The organism is Arthrobacter sp. 01T428 (assembly GCF_056398685.1).
Genome location: NZ_JBFTPW010000018.1, coordinates 14,204 through 28,446 on the forward strand (window position 1 = coordinate 14,204; position 14,243 = coordinate 28,446).

Annotated in this window: 18 protein-coding genes and 1 riboswitch; of the genes, 7 read left to right on the plus strand and 11 right to left on the minus strand. The window is 64.8% G+C overall.

Annotated features, from left to right (window positions below):
* Window positions 1-33: 33 nt before the first annotated feature.
* The 4 genes from AC1DJB_RS17560 to AC1DJB_RS17575 form a co-directional block, all read right to left on the minus strand.
* Window positions 34-1,053: an aldo/keto reductase gene (locus AC1DJB_RS17560; protein WP_476910604.1), complete on the minus strand. Its 1,020-nt coding sequence runs from the start codon at window positions 1,051-1,053 to the stop codon at window positions 34-36.
* A 69-nt stretch (window positions 1,054-1,122) separates the two neighbouring features.
* Entirely contained in the window at window positions 1,123-1,488 is a 366-nt protein-coding gene (locus tag AC1DJB_RS17565) for a DMT family transporter (protein WP_059389909.1), read from the minus strand.
* Between the two features lie 2 nt (window positions 1,489-1,490).
* Complete coding sequence (locus AC1DJB_RS17570; RefSeq protein ID WP_059389910.1) at window positions 1,491-1,805, minus strand: DMT family transporter; 315 nt, start codon at window positions 1,803-1,805, stop codon at window positions 1,491-1,493.
* A 9-nt stretch (window positions 1,806-1,814) separates the two neighbouring features.
* A riboswitch (guanidine-III (ykkC-III) riboswitch) is annotated at window positions 1,815-1,880 on the minus strand.
* Between the two features lie 76 nt (window positions 1,881-1,956).
* Complete coding sequence (locus AC1DJB_RS17575) at window positions 1,957-2,607, minus strand: HutD/Ves family protein (protein WP_059389911.1); 651 nt, start codon at window positions 2,605-2,607, stop codon at window positions 1,957-1,959.
* A gap of 133 nt (window positions 2,608-2,740) precedes the next feature.
* Here AC1DJB_RS17575 and AC1DJB_RS17580 point away from each other — a divergent pair, with 133 nt between their 5' ends.
* From AC1DJB_RS17580 to poxB, 7 genes are all read left to right on the plus strand, one after another.
* The gene (locus AC1DJB_RS17580) at window positions 2,741-3,337 is read left to right on the plus strand and encodes a phosphoribosylanthranilate isomerase (RefSeq protein ID WP_476910605.1); all 597 of its coding nucleotides are present in this window, start codon (window positions 2,741-2,743) and stop codon (window positions 3,335-3,337) included.
* Window positions 3,338-3,530: 193 nt separating this feature from the next.
* Entirely contained in the window at window positions 3,531-3,881 is a 351-nt protein-coding gene (locus AC1DJB_RS17585; RefSeq protein ID WP_059389912.1) for an ArsR/SmtB family transcription factor, read from the plus strand.
* Window positions 3,878-4,339 carry an SRPBCC family protein gene (locus AC1DJB_RS17590; protein WP_059389913.1) on the plus strand — a complete coding sequence of 154 codons (462 nt, stop codon included), beginning with the start codon at window positions 3,878-3,880 and terminating at the stop codon, window positions 4,337-4,339. Before AC1DJB_RS17585 ends, AC1DJB_RS17590 begins: the two co-directional genes overlap by 4 nt.
* A 138-nt stretch (window positions 4,340-4,477) precedes the next feature.
* Entirely contained in the window at window positions 4,478-4,954 is a 477-nt protein-coding gene (locus AC1DJB_RS17595; RefSeq protein WP_306962060.1) for a hypothetical protein, read from the plus strand.
* 65 nt (window positions 4,955-5,019) lie between these two features.
* Window positions 5,020-6,096 carry an ATP-dependent DNA ligase gene (locus AC1DJB_RS17600; protein WP_441433516.1) on the plus strand — a complete coding sequence of 359 codons (1,077 nt, stop codon included), beginning with the start codon at window positions 5,020-5,022 and terminating at the stop codon, window positions 6,094-6,096.
* A gap of 65 nt (window positions 6,097-6,161) precedes the next feature.
* Window positions 6,162-6,563, plus strand: coding sequence for a YccF domain-containing protein (locus AC1DJB_RS17605; RefSeq protein WP_059389916.1), 402 nt, complete (start codon window positions 6,162-6,164; stop codon window positions 6,561-6,563).
* A 110-nt stretch (window positions 6,564-6,673) separates the two neighbouring features.
* Window positions 6,674-8,410: a ubiquinone-dependent pyruvate dehydrogenase gene (gene poxB, locus AC1DJB_RS17610; RefSeq protein WP_332602932.1), complete on the plus strand. Its 1,737-nt coding sequence runs from the start codon at window positions 6,674-6,676 to the stop codon at window positions 8,408-8,410.
* 22 nt (window positions 8,411-8,432) lie between these two features.
* Here poxB and AC1DJB_RS17615 read toward each other — a convergent pair whose 3' ends face one another.
* The 7 genes from AC1DJB_RS17615 to AC1DJB_RS17645 form a co-directional block, all read right to left on the minus strand.
* Window positions 8,433-10,175 (minus strand): sialidase family protein, encoded by a 1,743-nt coding sequence (locus AC1DJB_RS17615; RefSeq protein ID WP_441433517.1) that lies wholly within the window; start codon window positions 10,173-10,175, stop codon window positions 8,433-8,435.
* 41 nt (window positions 10,176-10,216) lie between these two features.
* Window positions 10,217-10,978, minus strand: a complete 762-nt coding sequence (locus tag AC1DJB_RS17620; protein WP_284991899.1) for an ABC transporter permease — start codon at window positions 10,976-10,978, stop codon at window positions 10,217-10,219.
* Entirely contained in the window at window positions 10,975-11,775 is an 801-nt protein-coding gene (locus tag AC1DJB_RS17625; RefSeq protein WP_441433518.1) for an ABC transporter ATP-binding protein, read from the minus strand. The genes AC1DJB_RS17620 and AC1DJB_RS17625 overlap by 4 nt, the downstream gene beginning before the upstream one ends.
* Window positions 11,772-12,152 carry a DUF1048 domain-containing protein gene (locus AC1DJB_RS17630; protein WP_284991900.1) on the minus strand — a complete coding sequence of 127 codons (381 nt, stop codon included), beginning with the start codon at window positions 12,150-12,152 and terminating at the stop codon, window positions 11,772-11,774. Before AC1DJB_RS17630 ends, AC1DJB_RS17625 begins: the two co-directional genes overlap by 4 nt.
* Before the next feature lie 2 nt (window positions 12,153-12,154).
* Window positions 12,155-12,484, minus strand: a complete 330-nt coding sequence (locus AC1DJB_RS17635; RefSeq protein ID WP_059389920.1) for a PadR family transcriptional regulator — start codon at window positions 12,482-12,484, stop codon at window positions 12,155-12,157.
* Window positions 12,485-12,584: 100 nt separating this feature from the next.
* A complete protein-coding gene (locus AC1DJB_RS17640; protein ID WP_441438015.1) occupies window positions 12,585-13,364 on the minus strand; it encodes a 2-phosphosulfolactate phosphatase in 780 nt (259 codons plus the stop codon).
* A complete protein-coding gene (locus AC1DJB_RS17645) occupies window positions 13,361-14,230 on the minus strand; it encodes a DUF4031 domain-containing protein (RefSeq protein ID WP_441433520.1) in 870 nt (289 codons plus the stop codon). Before AC1DJB_RS17645 ends, AC1DJB_RS17640 begins: the two co-directional genes overlap by 4 nt.
* Between the last annotated feature and the right edge of the window lie 13 nt (window positions 14,231-14,243).

Below are 14,243 nucleotides of genomic sequence, written 5' to 3' on the forward strand. Positions count from 1 at the left end.
TCCACTCTACGGAAGCCCCCTGCGGCTCACCGACTACTCGCGGCCCTGCGAAACCCAGGTGGGATCCGCGGACCGTGAGCCGACGACGGCATCCGCGGCGCCGTCGAGCACGTCCAGTTGGGCGGCACTCAACTCGAGCGACAAGGCACCCAGGTTCTCATCGATCCGGTGCGCTTTGCGCGTTCCGGGGATGGGGACCACGCTGAGCTGGAGGCGGCGGCCCTGGGCGTAAAGCCAGGCCAGAGCCACCTGGGCGGGAGTTGCCTCCCGGCCGGTGCTCTCGGACAGCTCGGCGGCCACGGCCCGCACTGCGGCAACAACTGCCTGGTTGGCGTCGAGTGCTCCGTCGGCAAAACGGGGGATGCGGTGCCGGAAATCGTTCTCGCCGAGTTGCTCGGCGCTGACGGTGCCGGTGAGGAATCCCCGGCCAAGCGGCGAATAGGGTACGAAGCCCACACCCAGCTCTGCCGCGGTCGGGACGACGTTGCGCTCAACGTCCCGGCTCCAGATGGACCACTCGCTCTGCACGGCTGCGATCGGGTGCACGGCGTTGGCTTCCCTCAGCTCCTCGGCTGTCACTTCCGACAGGCCAAGGTGCCGGACTTTGCCGGCCCGGACGAGCTCTGCCATGGCCTCCACGGTTTCCACAATCGGAACGCGGAGGTCGCGGCGGTGCATGTAGTAGAGGTCGATGACGTCGGTGCCCAGGCGGCGGAGGCTCGCTTCCGCCGCCTGGGCCACGTACGCGGTATCTCCCCGGACATCGGTGTAGCCCTCGCGCGGGTTGCCCACGATGCCGAACTTGGTGGCCAACTGAACCTCGTCGCGTCGGTCCCTCAGCAGCTTCGCGATCAGTTCTTCGTTGTCGCCCGCGCCGTAAATGTCGGCGGTGTCAATGAAGCTGATGCCTGCATCCACGGCGTGATGCAGCGTCTTGAGGGATTCGGCGGGATCCACCTCGCCGTACACGGGGGTCAATGCCATCCCGCCGAAACCGAGGGGGCTCACGGTCAGGCCGTCACCGAGTTGTACGTTCGTGGTTTCCGGGCTCATGGTGCTTCTCCTTCGCCGAGTGTTCGTCTCACTGCTGGCAACCCCGTGGCGCGGGGGAGTATTCCGCGCTTATCGTTGGGCGGGCTCGCTCACTTCTTCACGCTTCTCCGTGGGAAGGGCCTTCAACCCGGCCGCGCAACCCACGATTCCCGCAATGAACAGCAGCTTGAGCGGGCTGGCCGGTTCGACGCCGGTGGCCATCGCCCAGCCAACGGTCAGTGCTGCCCCGATCCCGACCCAGACGGCGTACGCCGTGCCCAAGGGAATCCGCTTCACCGCGATGCCGAGTCCGATCATGCTGAGGCTTGCCGTGACGGCGAAGACCACGGTGGGGAGGGCTTCGCTGAAGCCGTCGGACAGCCCGAGAGCCGTCGCCCATACAGCTTCGAGCACGGCGGAGGCCAGCAGAATGGCCCATGCGAACTTGGCGGTCATGGCTACGCCACCACTTTCAAGCCGACCACGCACACACCGATTCCGGCGAGCAGGAGCAGCCGGGCCGCCGTCGGGCGCTCAACTTTGGTGATCATCGCGTATGCCGCCGTGAGGACGACGCCGACTCCCACCCACACCGCATACGCGGTTCCGGTGGGGATGGATTGCATCGCGAAGGCCAGGCCCGCGGTACTCGCAACCACGGTGACGAGGAAGACGGCTGAGGGCAGCGGCTTGCGGAAGCCCTTGGAGCGGTGGAGAGCTGCGGCCCAGACGGCCTCTAGAGCGCCGGACAGAATGAGGATTAACCACGACATGACAGATCCTTTGGCCAGTCTTGTCGCGTGCCGGGTACTGAACCGTCGTCCGGAGGTCCCTCTGCGGGCCTTCCTTCGAGGCTAGCAAATCCCGACGCCGGGTGGCCAGCTTTGGTGGCGAGCCGCACCAAGGGACATGTCGCCGCTGGGACTAGGAGTGCGCATGCTCCACGCGGTCGATGGAGATGACGGCGAGGAAGCCACGGCCCAGGATTTCCGGGCTGCGGGTATCGGAACCTACTACCGCGTCGTAGCGCGCCAGTTCCACGGACTGGGGCTCTGCAGGCGCGGCGGCAGCCACACCATCCGGGCCGTCCCCGGACACAGCCGATTCCGCGGGCTCCGCGCCGGGACTAACAGAAGCCTTGCCCTCCAAGAGGACTGCCAACTGACCTTGGAACACCGGGTGTGCGCGCTTCTTGGAGAGCTCGATGATGGACGTGTAGCCCTTGAATTCGCCGGCCCTGGCGATCACATTGAGGTCCCGGATGTCGCCGGTCGGGAGTGCGCTGGCCGAAGCCGCCTCGCCGGAAAACCGGAAAGGCCGGTACTTTTCCAAGGGGTGCTCTTCGCCGTCCACCGTGAGCAGCAGCAATTCGCCGTCGATCACGGTGATGACGCGCTCCATGCCGGGGAACGTCGAGAAATCGCCGGCCGATCCGACGTCGGCGATGCTGACCCGCCAGTCCCATGCTCCGTCCTGCGCCGATGCCGCTTTCGGATGGCTGGCGAGTTCGCGGGTCACCCCGCCTCCGTTGCGCCACGGTTCGGGTTTGAGCTCGGCAAAGCGGATGATCTCCATGCGCTCCAGCCTAGCCCGGGCCCGCGGTTGGCCGGCTGAACGCTGGCGTAACATCGGTGCAATCTTGGCGCGGTTCAACAATCCCCGAGGCGCTTGCTAACGTCATAGGGAGGGAAACGGTTGGAGGCGCGGCATGTTCGTCAAAGTGTGTGGTTTGAGCACGCCCGAATCCGTGCAGGCCGCTGTCGAGTCGGGCGCGGACGCCGTAGGTTTCGTGCTGACGAAGAGCCCGCGCGAGGTATCGCCCGGCCGTGCCCGGGATCTACTGGCCCATGTACCGGAAGGTGTCGCCGCCGTCGGGGTCTTCCGCCACGAGACAGCCGCCGATGCCGTCGCAACCGCGCGCGAGGCCGGCCTCGAGTGGGTCCAGCTCCACGGCAGCCGCTCGCCGGAAGACGTTAAGACCGTGCACGACGCCGGCATGCGGCTTATCCGGGCCGTCACCATGGGTGCCGCCCCGGACGAGTTCGAAGAGTGGGGCGAGGAACTTCTCCTGATCGACGCCGCCGTGCCGGGATCGGGCGAGGCATGGGACTATGCCTCGGTCCGGAACCTGGGCCTTGGTGCGCGCCACTGGTTGTTGGCCGGAGGATTGACCCCGTCCAACGTCGGAGCCGCGGCGCTCGAAGCCGAGGCTTGGGGCGTCGACGTGTCCAGCGGCGTGGAGTCCTCCCGCGGAGTCAAGGACCTCGACCTCGTGCGCGCCTTCGTCCAAGCCGCCAAAGCCTGACGTCCCCCCAACGCTCGCTCACCTTTAACGCCCTTTCTCCCAAACGCTCGCTCAGATGATGTGAGCGGGCGTCTGCGGTTTTGCCCCCAAAAGTGAGCGAGCGCCGCAAGAAGCCCTTGACAGCCGCCGTCCGTCGTCGCATATTTAACACATCGGCTAATTAACCGAGGTGTTAAATATAAAGGCGCAAGAAATGTCCACAGACCGGCTCAGTCTCATCTTCTCGGCACTTGCCGACCCCACACGAAGGGCCATTTTGGCCCGGCTTTCGGAGGGTGACGCCACCGTGAACGAGCTTGCCGAACCGTTCGACATCAGCCTTCCCGCCGTCTCCCGGCATCTCAAAGTCCTGGAAAAAGCAGGGCTGATCAGCCGGAGCCGGAGTGCGCAGTGGAGGTCTTCCAAGCTTGAAGTGGAACCACTGCGCGAAGCCACCGAGTGGATGGACAAATACAGGCGCTTCTGGGACGCCAGTTTCACCCGCCTCGACGCCCACCTACGCAAGATTCAGCACGATTCAGAGGATCCAGGAGTCAAACCATGAACACCGAACAGCACATCCTTACCATGACCCGCGATTTCGATGCGCCACGCGAGCTCGTCTTCGACGCCTTTGTGGACCCCGAGCAGCTCGCCGCATGGTTCGGGCCTGTCGGAGTGGATTCGCCGCGCGAGCGGATCGTCGTCGACCCTCGTGTGGGCGGAGCCTGGCAGCTCGTCATGACCTGGGACGAGAACGGGGTCGCCAAGGAATCACCCATCGACGCGGTCATCACCGCATACGACCCGCCCGCCCTGCTGGTCGCCACCCAGAAAGCAGAGCCCGACGCCGGAATCACACTCTTGCTGGAAATGCGCCTTGAGTTCGAGGTACTGGATGGCGGCCGCACCCGGCTTCATCTCACCCAGGGCCCCTTTGACTCCGACGAATGGGTGGACATGACCCGCGAGGGATGGGGCACCTCGTTCACCAAACTGGACACGTTGCTGGTGCGGGAATAGGGAAGCGGTCCAAAAAGGGGCCGAAGTCAACTTGGAAGGTCGGTGCCCATCCGGGCTACACTCCACGGCGGGGACAGAATGCCATTGCTCTGGAGACCGAACGGTTCCGGAGACCGACGATCAAGCAGAATGCGACCTTTGAAAACTTCTTCCAAACCTCTTAACGGCCCTATCCGATACCTGACAGTCGCCCTCTTCGCCGCACTGGCGCTGTCCGGATGCTCCACACCAGGAGGGGGATCCGCAGCGGCGGGCACGCCGTCGTCCTCTTCCACGGGCGACCCGGCATCCGCAAGTGCAAGCCCGACTCCATCATCGGGGCCATTCGGGGGCTTCGCGTCGGCGGCCGAAATGTGCTCCACCATCTCCAAAGAAGCTACGGGAGCGTCGTTGTTGCCAATGTCGGCGGCGCAAGGCAAGACCGCCGAGCTGGAGCAATACAAGGCCGAGCTCGCCGCAACGGCGGATCGTGTCCCGGACGCGCTCAAGGCTGATTTCACCAACCTCAAGGACACTGCGATTGCCGGGTTGAAAGACCAGACCGTCTACTCAAGCGGCAAGTTCGAAAAGGCGATGGCTCCCGTTACCACTTGGCTGAGCGCCAACTGCAAGTAGCGGTTTTATCCACTTAAGCGAATAAACAGCTAGCGCAGTCCCGTTGCCGCGGCAAGAATGGCTTCATGCAGCTGCCAGTCATGCCTCCTGTCGCACCCATGCTTGCCAAGGCGGTTGGTGCCGTCCCGGATGGCGCCATGAGCTACGAACCCAAATGGGATGGTTTCCGCTCCATCGTTTTTCGTGACGGTGACGACGTCGAAATCGGTAGTCGCAACGAGAAGCCGATGAACCGGTACTTCCCGGAGCTCATCGAGGCGTTGAAGGCAAACCTGCCGGAACGCTGCGTCCTCGACGGCGAGATCATCCTGGTCGGCAGGTCCGGTGACCGCTTGGACTTTGAAGCCCTCCAGCAACGCATCCATCCGGCAGCCAGCAGGGTCAAGCTGTTGTCCGAGCAGACGCCGGCGAAATTCGTGGCCTTCGACCTGCTCGCCCTTGGCGATGAGGACTTCACGGGACGGCCCTTCGCCGAACGGCGGGCAGCGCTTGAACAAGCGCTCGCAGACGCCGCCGCTCCCATCCACCTCACTGCGGCAACCCGGGACAAGGGAACTGCGGAGCAGTGGTTCAACCAGTTCGAGGGCGCAGGCCTGGACGGCCTGCTCGCCAAGCCGCTGGATGGTACCTACCAACCGGACAAGCGCGTGATGTTCAAGGTCAAACACCAGCGGACCGCCGACTGCGTCGTGGCCGGCTACCGGGTTCATAAGACGGGTGACGATCTTATTGGTTCGCTATTGTTGGGGCTTTATGACGACGGCGGCCGGCTTTCCAACGTGGGCGTGGTGGGATCCTTCTCGATGCAGCGGCGCAAGGAACTGTTCGACGAACTCCAACCCCTCGTGACCGGGTTCGAGGGGCATCCCTGGGCATGGGCCGAGCAGGAGGAAGGCAGCCGGACACCCCGCAACGCCGAAGGGAGCCGCTGGAGCGCAGGGAAGGACCTGTCGTTCACGCCCCTGCGGCCAGATCTCGTGGTGGAAGTGGCTTACGACCATATGGAAGGGGAGCGGTTCAGGCACACAACGCAGTTCGTGCGGTGGCGGCCGGACAGGCATCCGGAGTCGTGCACCTATGAGCAGCTTGAGGAACCCGTGAAGTTCGATTTGTCAGCGGTCCTGGACACCGGGAAACCATAAAATCAGGGGGATTTCAGGGCGAACCCTTAGGCCCAGGCCGCATCCAGCAAGGGACAATGGGAGATATGAAAACGCTGCTCAACATCATCTGGCTCGTCTTCGGCGGCTTCGTCCTGGCCTTGGGATATTTCATGGCCGGAATCGTCTGCTGCTTGTTGATCGTCACCATCCCGTGGGGCATCGCGTCGTTCCGGATTGCCTCGTACACGCTGTGGCCGTTTGGCCGCATGGTGGTGGACAAGCCCGGGAGCGGGGGCGTCTTTACGCTCCTAGGCAATGTCATCTGGTTGCTGGTCGCGGGCATTTGGATCGCGATCGGGCACGTGGTCACGGCCTTCGCCATGGCCATCACCATCGTTGGGATCCCGCTGGCCATAGCCAACCTGAAGCTCATTCCGGTATCGCTCATGCCGCTGGGCAAGCAGATCGTGCCGAGCAACCGACCGTTCGTCAGCACCTACCGCTAGCACGGCGACGCCGGCCACCCGAACCCCGGCGTCGGGCAGCGGGGCGCCATGGAGTGTTCCGGAGTAGCGTAGGCGGTGTCTGCACTGCCTCCCCTCGAAAGGAACAGTCCATGTCCGCCGCCAGGAACACTGTTGCCAAGAACATCGTCTCCACCCTCAAAGCCAACAATGTCCAACGCGTCTACGGGATCCCCGGGGATTCGCTGAACGGTTTCACGGACGCGCTGCGGGAAGAGGAGAGCATCCGTTGGGTGCACGTCCGGCACGAGGAAGCCGCGGCGCTAGCGGCCGCCGCCGAGGCGGGCCTCACGGATGAACTCGCGGTGTGCGCCGGATCCTGCGGCCCGGGCAACCTTCACCTGATCAACGGCCTCTACGATGCCAACAAGTCCAGGGTTCCGGTGCTGGCCATCGCCGCCCACATTCCCAGCGAAGAGATCGGCAGCCAGTACTTCCAGGAGACGCATCCCCAGGAGTTGTTCCGGGAGTGCAGCGTTTATGTCGAGCACGTCGCGCATCCTTCCCAGATGCCCAGGGTCTTGGAAATCGCCATGCGGACGGCCGTCGAGAAGCGGGGCGTCGCCGTCGTCGTGATTCCCGGTGACGTGGCCCTCGCGGAGGCGCAGAGTGACCGGACCTCCGTGATCCGGGCCGCCCGGCCGCAGATCCGGCCCAACCCCCGGGAGCTCGCCGAGGCAGCGAACATCCTCAACGCGGCCGGCAAAGTCACCATCCTGGCCGGTGCCGGCAGCGCGGGTGCGCACGCCGAGGTCATGGCCCTGGCGGACGCACTGGGCGCGCCAATCGTCCACGCCATGCGCGGCAAGGAGCACATCGAATACGACAACCCGTTCGACGTCGGCATGACCGGCCTTTTGGGCTTCAGTTCCGGCTATCGCGCGATGGAGAGCTGCGAAGCCTTGCTCATGCTGGGCACCGATTTTCCGTACCAACAGTTCTACCCGGAGAACGCAAAGATCATCCAGGTGGATATCAGGGGCGAGCAACTCGGCCGGCGGTCCCGGATCGATCTTGGCCTGGTGGGCACGGTCAGGGACACTGCAGCCTCGCTTCTGCCCTTGATCGAGCGCAAGGTAAAGCGCACACACCTGAGTACCTCGCTCAAGCATTACGCCAAGTCGCGCGCCAAACTCGATGACCTGGCTTCGCCGGCGAAGGACGGCCAGCCGATCCACCCGCAGTTCGTGGGCAGGCTCGTGGATGAGTTGGCCGGCCCGGATACGGTTTTCACGTGCGACGTCGGATCCCCCACCGTGTGGGCGGCCCGGTACTTGAGCATGAATGGCCGACGCCGGCTGCTCGGCTCGTTCAACCACGGAACCATGGCCAATGCACTGTCGCACGGAATCGGTGCGGCGGCCGCGTATCCCGGGCGCCAGGTGGTGGCCCTCGCGGGGGACGGCGGCCTGACCATGCTTCTCGGCGAGCTGATCACCTTGGTGCAGAACAAGCTCCCGGTCAAAGTGGTGGTTTTCAACAACTCCTCGCTGAACTTCGTGGAGCTCGAAATGAAGGCCGCCGGATTCGTCAATTTCGGCACTGAGCTCGAGAATCCGGACTTCGCCAAACTGGCAGAATCGCTGGGCATCCGCGGAATCCGGGTGGACAACTCCTCCGGGTTGAAGGCGGGGCTGGCTGAAGCCTTCGCGCACGACGGTCCGGCCCTCATCGACGTCCGCACGGCCCGGCAGGAACTGTCCATTCCGCCGGCGATCAGTGCCGAGCAGGTCAAGGGCTTCACGCTCTACGCGATCCGGACGGTACTCTCCGGCCGCGGCGACCAGCTCATCGACCTCGCGAAGACCAATATCCGCCAGATTTTCTAGTCGGAACCGCTACCGCACGGGACTAGCCAGCCGTCACGGCTCCGGTGCGCAGATCGAAACTGAAGCTGCGCTTCACCACCCGGGCGCCGCCGTCGTGCGCCACCGCAAAAGTCAGCTCAAGCGAGTCCCGCGCCAGATCCTCCTCAGTGACCGTGTAAACCGGCGTGAAATACAGTGCTTCAGCGCCGGATGCCAGATCAGCGGGCGGGAAGTCCGCCGGGTTCGCGTGCGGTCCCAGGAGTACGACGCCGGATGCGGCCTGGGTGCCGAGGTTGCGGGCGCGTCCGGTGAACGCGAGGATGTCCCCGGCTTTGTAGCCCGGAATGATGGGCCCGTAGTTGAGGTCCTGGGCTTCGCGGGTTCCGAGGATCTGCGCCTGCTCCGCTGAGTATCCTTGGCCGATTTCCTTCCACGTCTGAACGTCCCAGTCACGATCGTTGTCACAGGGGAGGACATGGAATTCACCGGCGTTCTGCCACACAGGGGGCCGGCCGGGAGTGATGGAGCGCAGTTCCATGTGAAACTCGAGGTGGTCGGGCTGGGTTCCCGGCGCACCCGCCGCACCAGGCGCACCCGGCGCACCCGCCGCACCCGCCGCACCCGCCGGGCCCGAAAGCTGCTCCGTCAGCTGCTCCACCGGCACGGAAACGAAGACGATCTCGCGGTATCCCTGCCGCTCGTACAAGACGCCGATGTTGCCGTCCGGAAGCCGCGCCGCAGTCGAGTAGGCCGAGCTTCCCTCGCAGAGGACCAGCTTGGCGGGCCAGCTGGCCCCGTTGTCCGTGGACAGGCTGAGGACCGTATTGCGGCGCAGGGAAGTGTCCTGGTTGTTGCTCGCGAGCAGCCAGCTGCTCGTGGCCGGGGTGGCCAGGGATGCCACATTCGGCAGGCCGTCGAAGCGGACAAGCGAGCCGTTGTCGCTCGGGTCGGGGAGGTCCCCGACCGGTTCCAACCGGCTCCACGTCTCGCCTCCGTCATGGGAGATTGCCGCCAGCCGCCGGGGCGTGGCGCGCGAGTGCAGGAGGAGGCGGCCGTCGTCGAGGCATGCCACTTTGTTTTCGTTGGGGCCGACCCCATCCGGACCCTTTCCGATGAGCGATCCGAGCGTCCAGTTCTCGCCGTGGTCGTCGCTGTATGCGGAAGCCGCCATGATTTCGCCGTCGACGAGCACCACGAACTGCTGGACCAGTCGCCCGGCGAACGGACCGGCGTGCATCTGGATTCCCTGACCGGCTGCTGCGAAAATCCCCGTGATGCCGCGGTCGCCGGCACGAGCGCCCGGAACACCGCCCCGCTTGAGCTGTCCGGTGAGCCGCCGATGCTGCCAGGTGACGCCGTCGTCGTCGGAAAAGCTGACATCGCAGTGCTGCACGTCGTCATCGGGTTCCAGGCCGCCTACCGCTTCGAAGAAACCGGCATGCGTCCCCGCGGCATGGAACATGAAGATCCGCCCGGTCACTGCGTCCACCAAGAGGCTCGGATCGCCGTAGCCATTGAGCCCCGAGCCGCTGCGGACCACGCGCTGTTCCTCCCAGCTGCGGCCATTGTCCGTGCTGCGCCGCAGCAGGAGATCGATCGGATTGGGCAGGTCGTCCAAGTTCGGCCGGCCGTCATAGGCGGCGAGCACTGTCCCCGCCGTCGAGACGGCCAGCGCCGGTATGCGGTACTGCCGGTAGCCTCCCGTGCCGCGCACCGCCAGGACGTGCTCGACGTCGGGACGGGCTTGGGGGAGTGCGGCACCACGGCGCTGGAGGTAGGAGGTCACACCTCCATGATACGAGACGACGCCTTCGGCTAGAACGACCCTTAGCTGATCCTGCGCCGGTAGGCGGCCGTGGCGAAGAAGTACGCGATAATCAGGATGCCGAGGCACCATGCGAGGGCGACCCATATGTCGTTTCCGATCGGCCGTTGTTCAAACAGATCCTGGATCGTGTTGACGATCGAAGTGACCGGTTGGTTCTCGGCGAAGGCGCGCACGGGACCCGGCATGGTGGCCGTCGGGACGAAGGCCGAACTGATGAACGGCAGGAAGATGAGCGGGTAGGAGAACCCGCCGGCACCGTCCACTGACTTCGCTGTCAGGCCTGCAATGATCGCGAGCCAGGTGAGTGCCAGGGTGAACAGCGCCAGGATTCCAACGATCGCGAGCCATGCCAGCAGGCTTGCGGAGGTGCGGAATCCCATCAGGAGGGCCACCAGCATGATGATCACGAGCGAGAGCCCGTTCGCCACCATGGAGGTCAGCACATGTGCCCACAGGACCGATGATCGTGCGATCGGCATGGAGTGGAACCGCTCGAAAATGCCGCTCTTCATGTCGGTGAACAAGCGAACAGCGGTGTACGCGATGCCCGAGGCGATCGCGATCAGCATGATTCCCGGCAGCAGGTAATTGACGTAGTTCTCCGTGCCTGTCCTGATGGCGCCGCCGAACACGTAGACGAAAAGCAGCATGAGGGCGATCGGCGTGATCGCGGTGGTGATGATGGTGTCCGCGCTGCGGAAGATGTGACGCATGGAGCGGCCCAGCAAGACCGCCGTGTCTCCGAAGAAATGTGTGCTCATGACTGCTCCTTACTTGACGCGACCTTGCCCTCGTTCCCCACCAGTGCGAGGAAGATGTCCTCCAGGCTGGGCTGTTTTTCGACGTACTCGACCTTCGCCGGTGGGAGTAGTTGCTTGAGCTCGGCGAGAGTCCCGTTCGCGATGATGCGCCCTTGATGGAGGATGGCGATGCTGTCCGCGAGTTGTTCTGCCTCGTCGAGATATTGCGTGGTGAGCAGGACGGTGGTGCCCCGTTTCGCGAGCTCCTGGATTACCTGCCACACCTCGATGCGTGCTTCGGGGTCGAGCCCGGTGGTCGGCTCATCGAGGAAGATCACCTCGGGCTGCCCGATCAGGCTCATGGCGATGTCAAGGCGACGGCGCATGCCTCCGGAATACGCGGACACCTTTCGGGACGCTGCCTCGGACAAGTTGAAGCGCGCCAGGAGATCGTCCGCCGCTTGCCCGGGGTCCTTCAGGTGCCGCAACTTGGCAACCAGCACCAGGTTTTCCCTGCCCGAGAGGATTTCATCGACCGCTGCGAATTGTCCGGTGAGGCTGATGGATTCCCGGACCCGCAGCGGGTGGGCCACGACGTCGAATCCGTTGACGGTAGCCGTGCCGGCGTCCGGACTCAGCAGCGTGGACAGGATTTTCACCATCGTGGTCTTTCCTGCTCCGTTGGAGCCGAGAAGGGCGAAGATGGTGCCCGGTGCCACGTCGAAGTCCACGCCGCGCAGCACGTGCAGCTCTTTGTAGGACTTTTCCATGCCCTGCACGCGGATCGCGGGTTCGCGGGTGGTGGATGCATTGCTCATGATTCCCGCTCCTTCCCATCGTCTCCGGCAGCGGCGTCGATCGCCTTGACCAGGCGTTCGCGCTCCTTGTTGATCCACTGACCGACCGTGTAGTTGCGCATGAACGTTTCGGCGAACTCCACGGGGTCGTCACCAACGATGTCGCGGATCGGCGTCCCGTCTGCGGCGCTCTGTTCGAAGAGATCGGTGAGGTCCCCGAGCATCCGCAGCAGCACATCGCCCTTGGTGATGGCACCGAAGTACATCAGGTACCGTTCCAGCGCGGTCGCCGCCGCGCGATATTCCGCGGGAAGCTGCTCCACGCGTGCCTTGTTTTGCCGGTATTGCTTCTTCTGTTCGAGCGATCCCGTAAGCTGCTCGATCCACCCTGCGGCCATGTTCACTTTCCTCCCTTTCGGAGCTGTTCCAGTCGCTCGGACAGGAAACTCCATGTGTTCCAGAATTCGTCCAGTTCCTTTTCGCCCTGCTCGTTGAGCGAATAGACCTTGCGCGGCGGGCCCTTCTCGGACGGCCGTTTCTCGACGTCGACAAGGCCTTTTTGCTCGATCCTGACGAGCAGCGCATACACGGTGCCCTCGGCGATCTCGGTGAAGCCCTGGCCTCGGAGCAGCGTCGTGATTTCGTACCCGTACGCGGGATTCCCGGTCAGGAGGGCGAGAACGATGCCCTCGAGGGTCCCTTTGAGCATCTCCGTCATTTGCCTGCCCATCGGACACCTCCTTCCACTACTCAGTGTTACTAGCTACTGGTACATAGTACCGCTAAGTAGTGGAAGCGCAAGCCCCTTCGGAAACCGCACCGAAGTGCACTCAGGGCTGCTGGAACGCGCCGTCCCTCAAGAGGGCCACGGCGGTCCCGGCGTCAAGTTCGGCGGCAATCTCGACGTCGTCCGCGTGCCCTGCGCCGATCAACTCCCGGCCGCTGGAGCAATCCCGCAACGCGTGATGGAGCCGCGGCTCGACGGCGTTGAAAACAGCCATCGCCGCATCAGCCTCCGGCGAGAAACCTTCCCTGCCGTCTTCCGGCGTGAAGCCGCCCCGCCCGGCGGCAGCGAGTCCGGCAATGAAGGCGCCGGCCCCGATCTGATCCTCCAGGGCGGGCCGGAGGGAGCCGCCTGGCCACAGTTCACCGGCCGCGATCACCGCCACCACTAAATCCGGAGGGAGTTCGGCGGCCACCCACTCGGCGGTGGCGGCTGCGTTCCGCAGTGACACGGCCGCGATGAGCGGGACTTCCTGGGCGAGCTCATATGCGATCGAAGAGCCGTTGGGCGATGGCAGCACGACGCGGCTCAACGACCGCGCGTCCCGCAGGCTCGACGGCGAGAGGCTCAGTCCGCCTCCACCCCGCGGACCAGCCAGCTGGGCATCGTGGTGGGCGGCGAAATCCTCGGCCCCGGCGTCCTTCCACGCGTAGGGGAACACGATGGCACCGCGGTCGACGGCGACGCTGACGCATGTGGTGAAGGTGAGGACGTCAACCACGACGGCGAGGTCCGTTCCGGACGCAACCGCACGGGCGCCGTCGAGCCCCCATTCAAACCTCACGGTGAACGGAAGCTGCCGGTGCACCGTCCCTGGCGCGCTCATGACAGTTCGGCGTCCAGGTTGCGGCGGGCGGCATCCAGCCACAGGCTCCGCGCGCGTTCGCTGTGGAAGAGTGGATCCAAGGCGAGCAGATGGCGGACGACGGCGGCCCGGCCGGCAGCGAAGTCGGCATCGCTGACGTGGGCGTAGTCCTCGCGGACAGCAGCAAGGTAGCGGGCGTAAGCCGTTGGTTCCGCGCCGAGGATGGAGAGATCGGCGTCGCACAAGAGGGCGCCGAGTCGGTCTCCCGGTTCGGGGCTGTGGGTGGAGGTCAGCCTGACCAGCCGGGCAACTTCGTGGATCGTCGGTTCCGGGAGTCCCGCAAGAGCCAGGCGGTCCTCGGCCAGCCGGGCCGATTGCTCTTCGTCCTGCCCTGCGATTCCCTCGTAGACGGCGTCATGGAACCATGCGGCCAACGTCACTGAGCGCGCAGGCAGAGAGGGTTCGGTGAGGAGATCCAAGGCTTCCAGGACCGCCAGCAAATGCGTGCGGCTGTGGTATTTCCGATGGTCCTCGCCCCAGCGTTCGAGGAGCTCAAAACCCAGCTCCTCATGTCCTGGAAGAGCCGAATTCCAGCGCTCCAGCAAGGGTACGGTGAGCGCCTTGCTGCGTTGGCGGGCGGGGATCCGCAAGCCGCTCGCGATCAGTTTCCGCACAAGAATGCGCGCCTCCACGGGGATGGCGCCTGCGGACAGGAGGTCCTGGTAGCGGCGTTCCGGGACGTCGTAGTGGTCGCCGTCGAAGGCGCGCCCGGGAATCCCCGTGGCTTCGGCGAAGGCATGCAACTCCTCGAGCGAGGTGTCCGAGACGAGGTGGGAAAACACGGTCCCGTGCGCGGGCCACAGCGGCGGATCAACGTAGACGGCCATGGCCCGCGCCAGA

What these genes read in the sequence shown, in the direction of transcription:
- AC1DJB_RS17560 (WP_476910604.1), bottom strand. Translation starts at nt 1,053, where the DNA reads ATGAGCCCGGAAACCACGAACGTACAACTCGGTGACGGCCTGACCGTG.
- AC1DJB_RS17565 (WP_059389909.1), bottom strand. Translation starts at nt 1,488, where the DNA reads ATGACCGCCAAGTTCGCATGGGCCATTCTGCTGGCCTCCGCCGTGCTC.
- AC1DJB_RS17570 (WP_059389910.1), bottom strand. Translation starts at nt 1,805, where the DNA reads ATGTCGTGGTTAATCCTCATTCTGTCCGGCGCTCTAGAGGCCGTCTGG.
- AC1DJB_RS17575 (WP_059389911.1), bottom strand. Translation starts at nt 2,607, where the DNA reads ATGGAGATCATCCGCTTTGCCGAGCTCAAACCCGAACCGTGGCGCAAC.
- AC1DJB_RS17580 (WP_476910605.1), top strand. Translation starts at nt 2,741, where the DNA reads ATGTTCGTCAAAGTGTGTGGTTTGAGCACGCCCGAATCCGTGCAGGCC.
- AC1DJB_RS17585 (WP_059389912.1), top strand. Translation starts at nt 3,531, where the DNA reads ATGTCCACAGACCGGCTCAGTCTCATCTTCTCGGCACTTGCCGACCCC.
- AC1DJB_RS17590 (WP_059389913.1), top strand. Translation starts at nt 3,878, where the DNA reads ATGAACACCGAACAGCACATCCTTACCATGACCCGCGATTTCGATGCG.
- AC1DJB_RS17600 (WP_441433516.1), top strand. Translation starts at nt 5,020, where the DNA reads ATGCAGCTGCCAGTCATGCCTCCTGTCGCACCCATGCTTGCCAAGGCG.
- AC1DJB_RS17605 (WP_059389916.1), top strand. Translation starts at nt 6,162, where the DNA reads ATGAAAACGCTGCTCAACATCATCTGGCTCGTCTTCGGCGGCTTCGTC.
- poxB (WP_332602932.1), top strand. Translation starts at nt 6,674, where the DNA reads ATGTCCGCCGCCAGGAACACTGTTGCCAAGAACATCGTCTCCACCCTC.
- AC1DJB_RS17620 (WP_284991899.1), bottom strand. Translation starts at nt 10,978, where the DNA reads ATGAGCACACATTTCTTCGGAGACACGGCGGTCTTGCTGGGCCGCTCC.
- AC1DJB_RS17625 (WP_441433518.1), bottom strand. Translation starts at nt 11,775, where the DNA reads ATGAGCAATGCATCCACCACCCGCGAACCCGCGATCCGCGTGCAGGGC.
- AC1DJB_RS17630 (WP_284991900.1), bottom strand. Translation starts at nt 12,152, where the DNA reads ATGGCCGCAGGGTGGATCGAGCAGCTTACGGGATCGCTCGAACAGAAG.
- AC1DJB_RS17635 (WP_059389920.1), bottom strand. Translation starts at nt 12,484, where the DNA reads ATGGGCAGGCAAATGACGGAGATGCTCAAAGGGACCCTCGAGGGCATC.
- AC1DJB_RS17640 (WP_441438015.1), bottom strand. Translation starts at nt 13,364, where the DNA reads ATGAGCGCGCCAGGGACGGTGCACCGGCAGCTTCCGTTCACCGTGAGG.
- AC1DJB_RS17645 (WP_441433520.1), bottom strand. Translation starts at nt 14,230, where the DNA reads ATGGCCGTCTACGTTGATCCGCCGCTGTGGCCCGCGCACGGGACCGTG.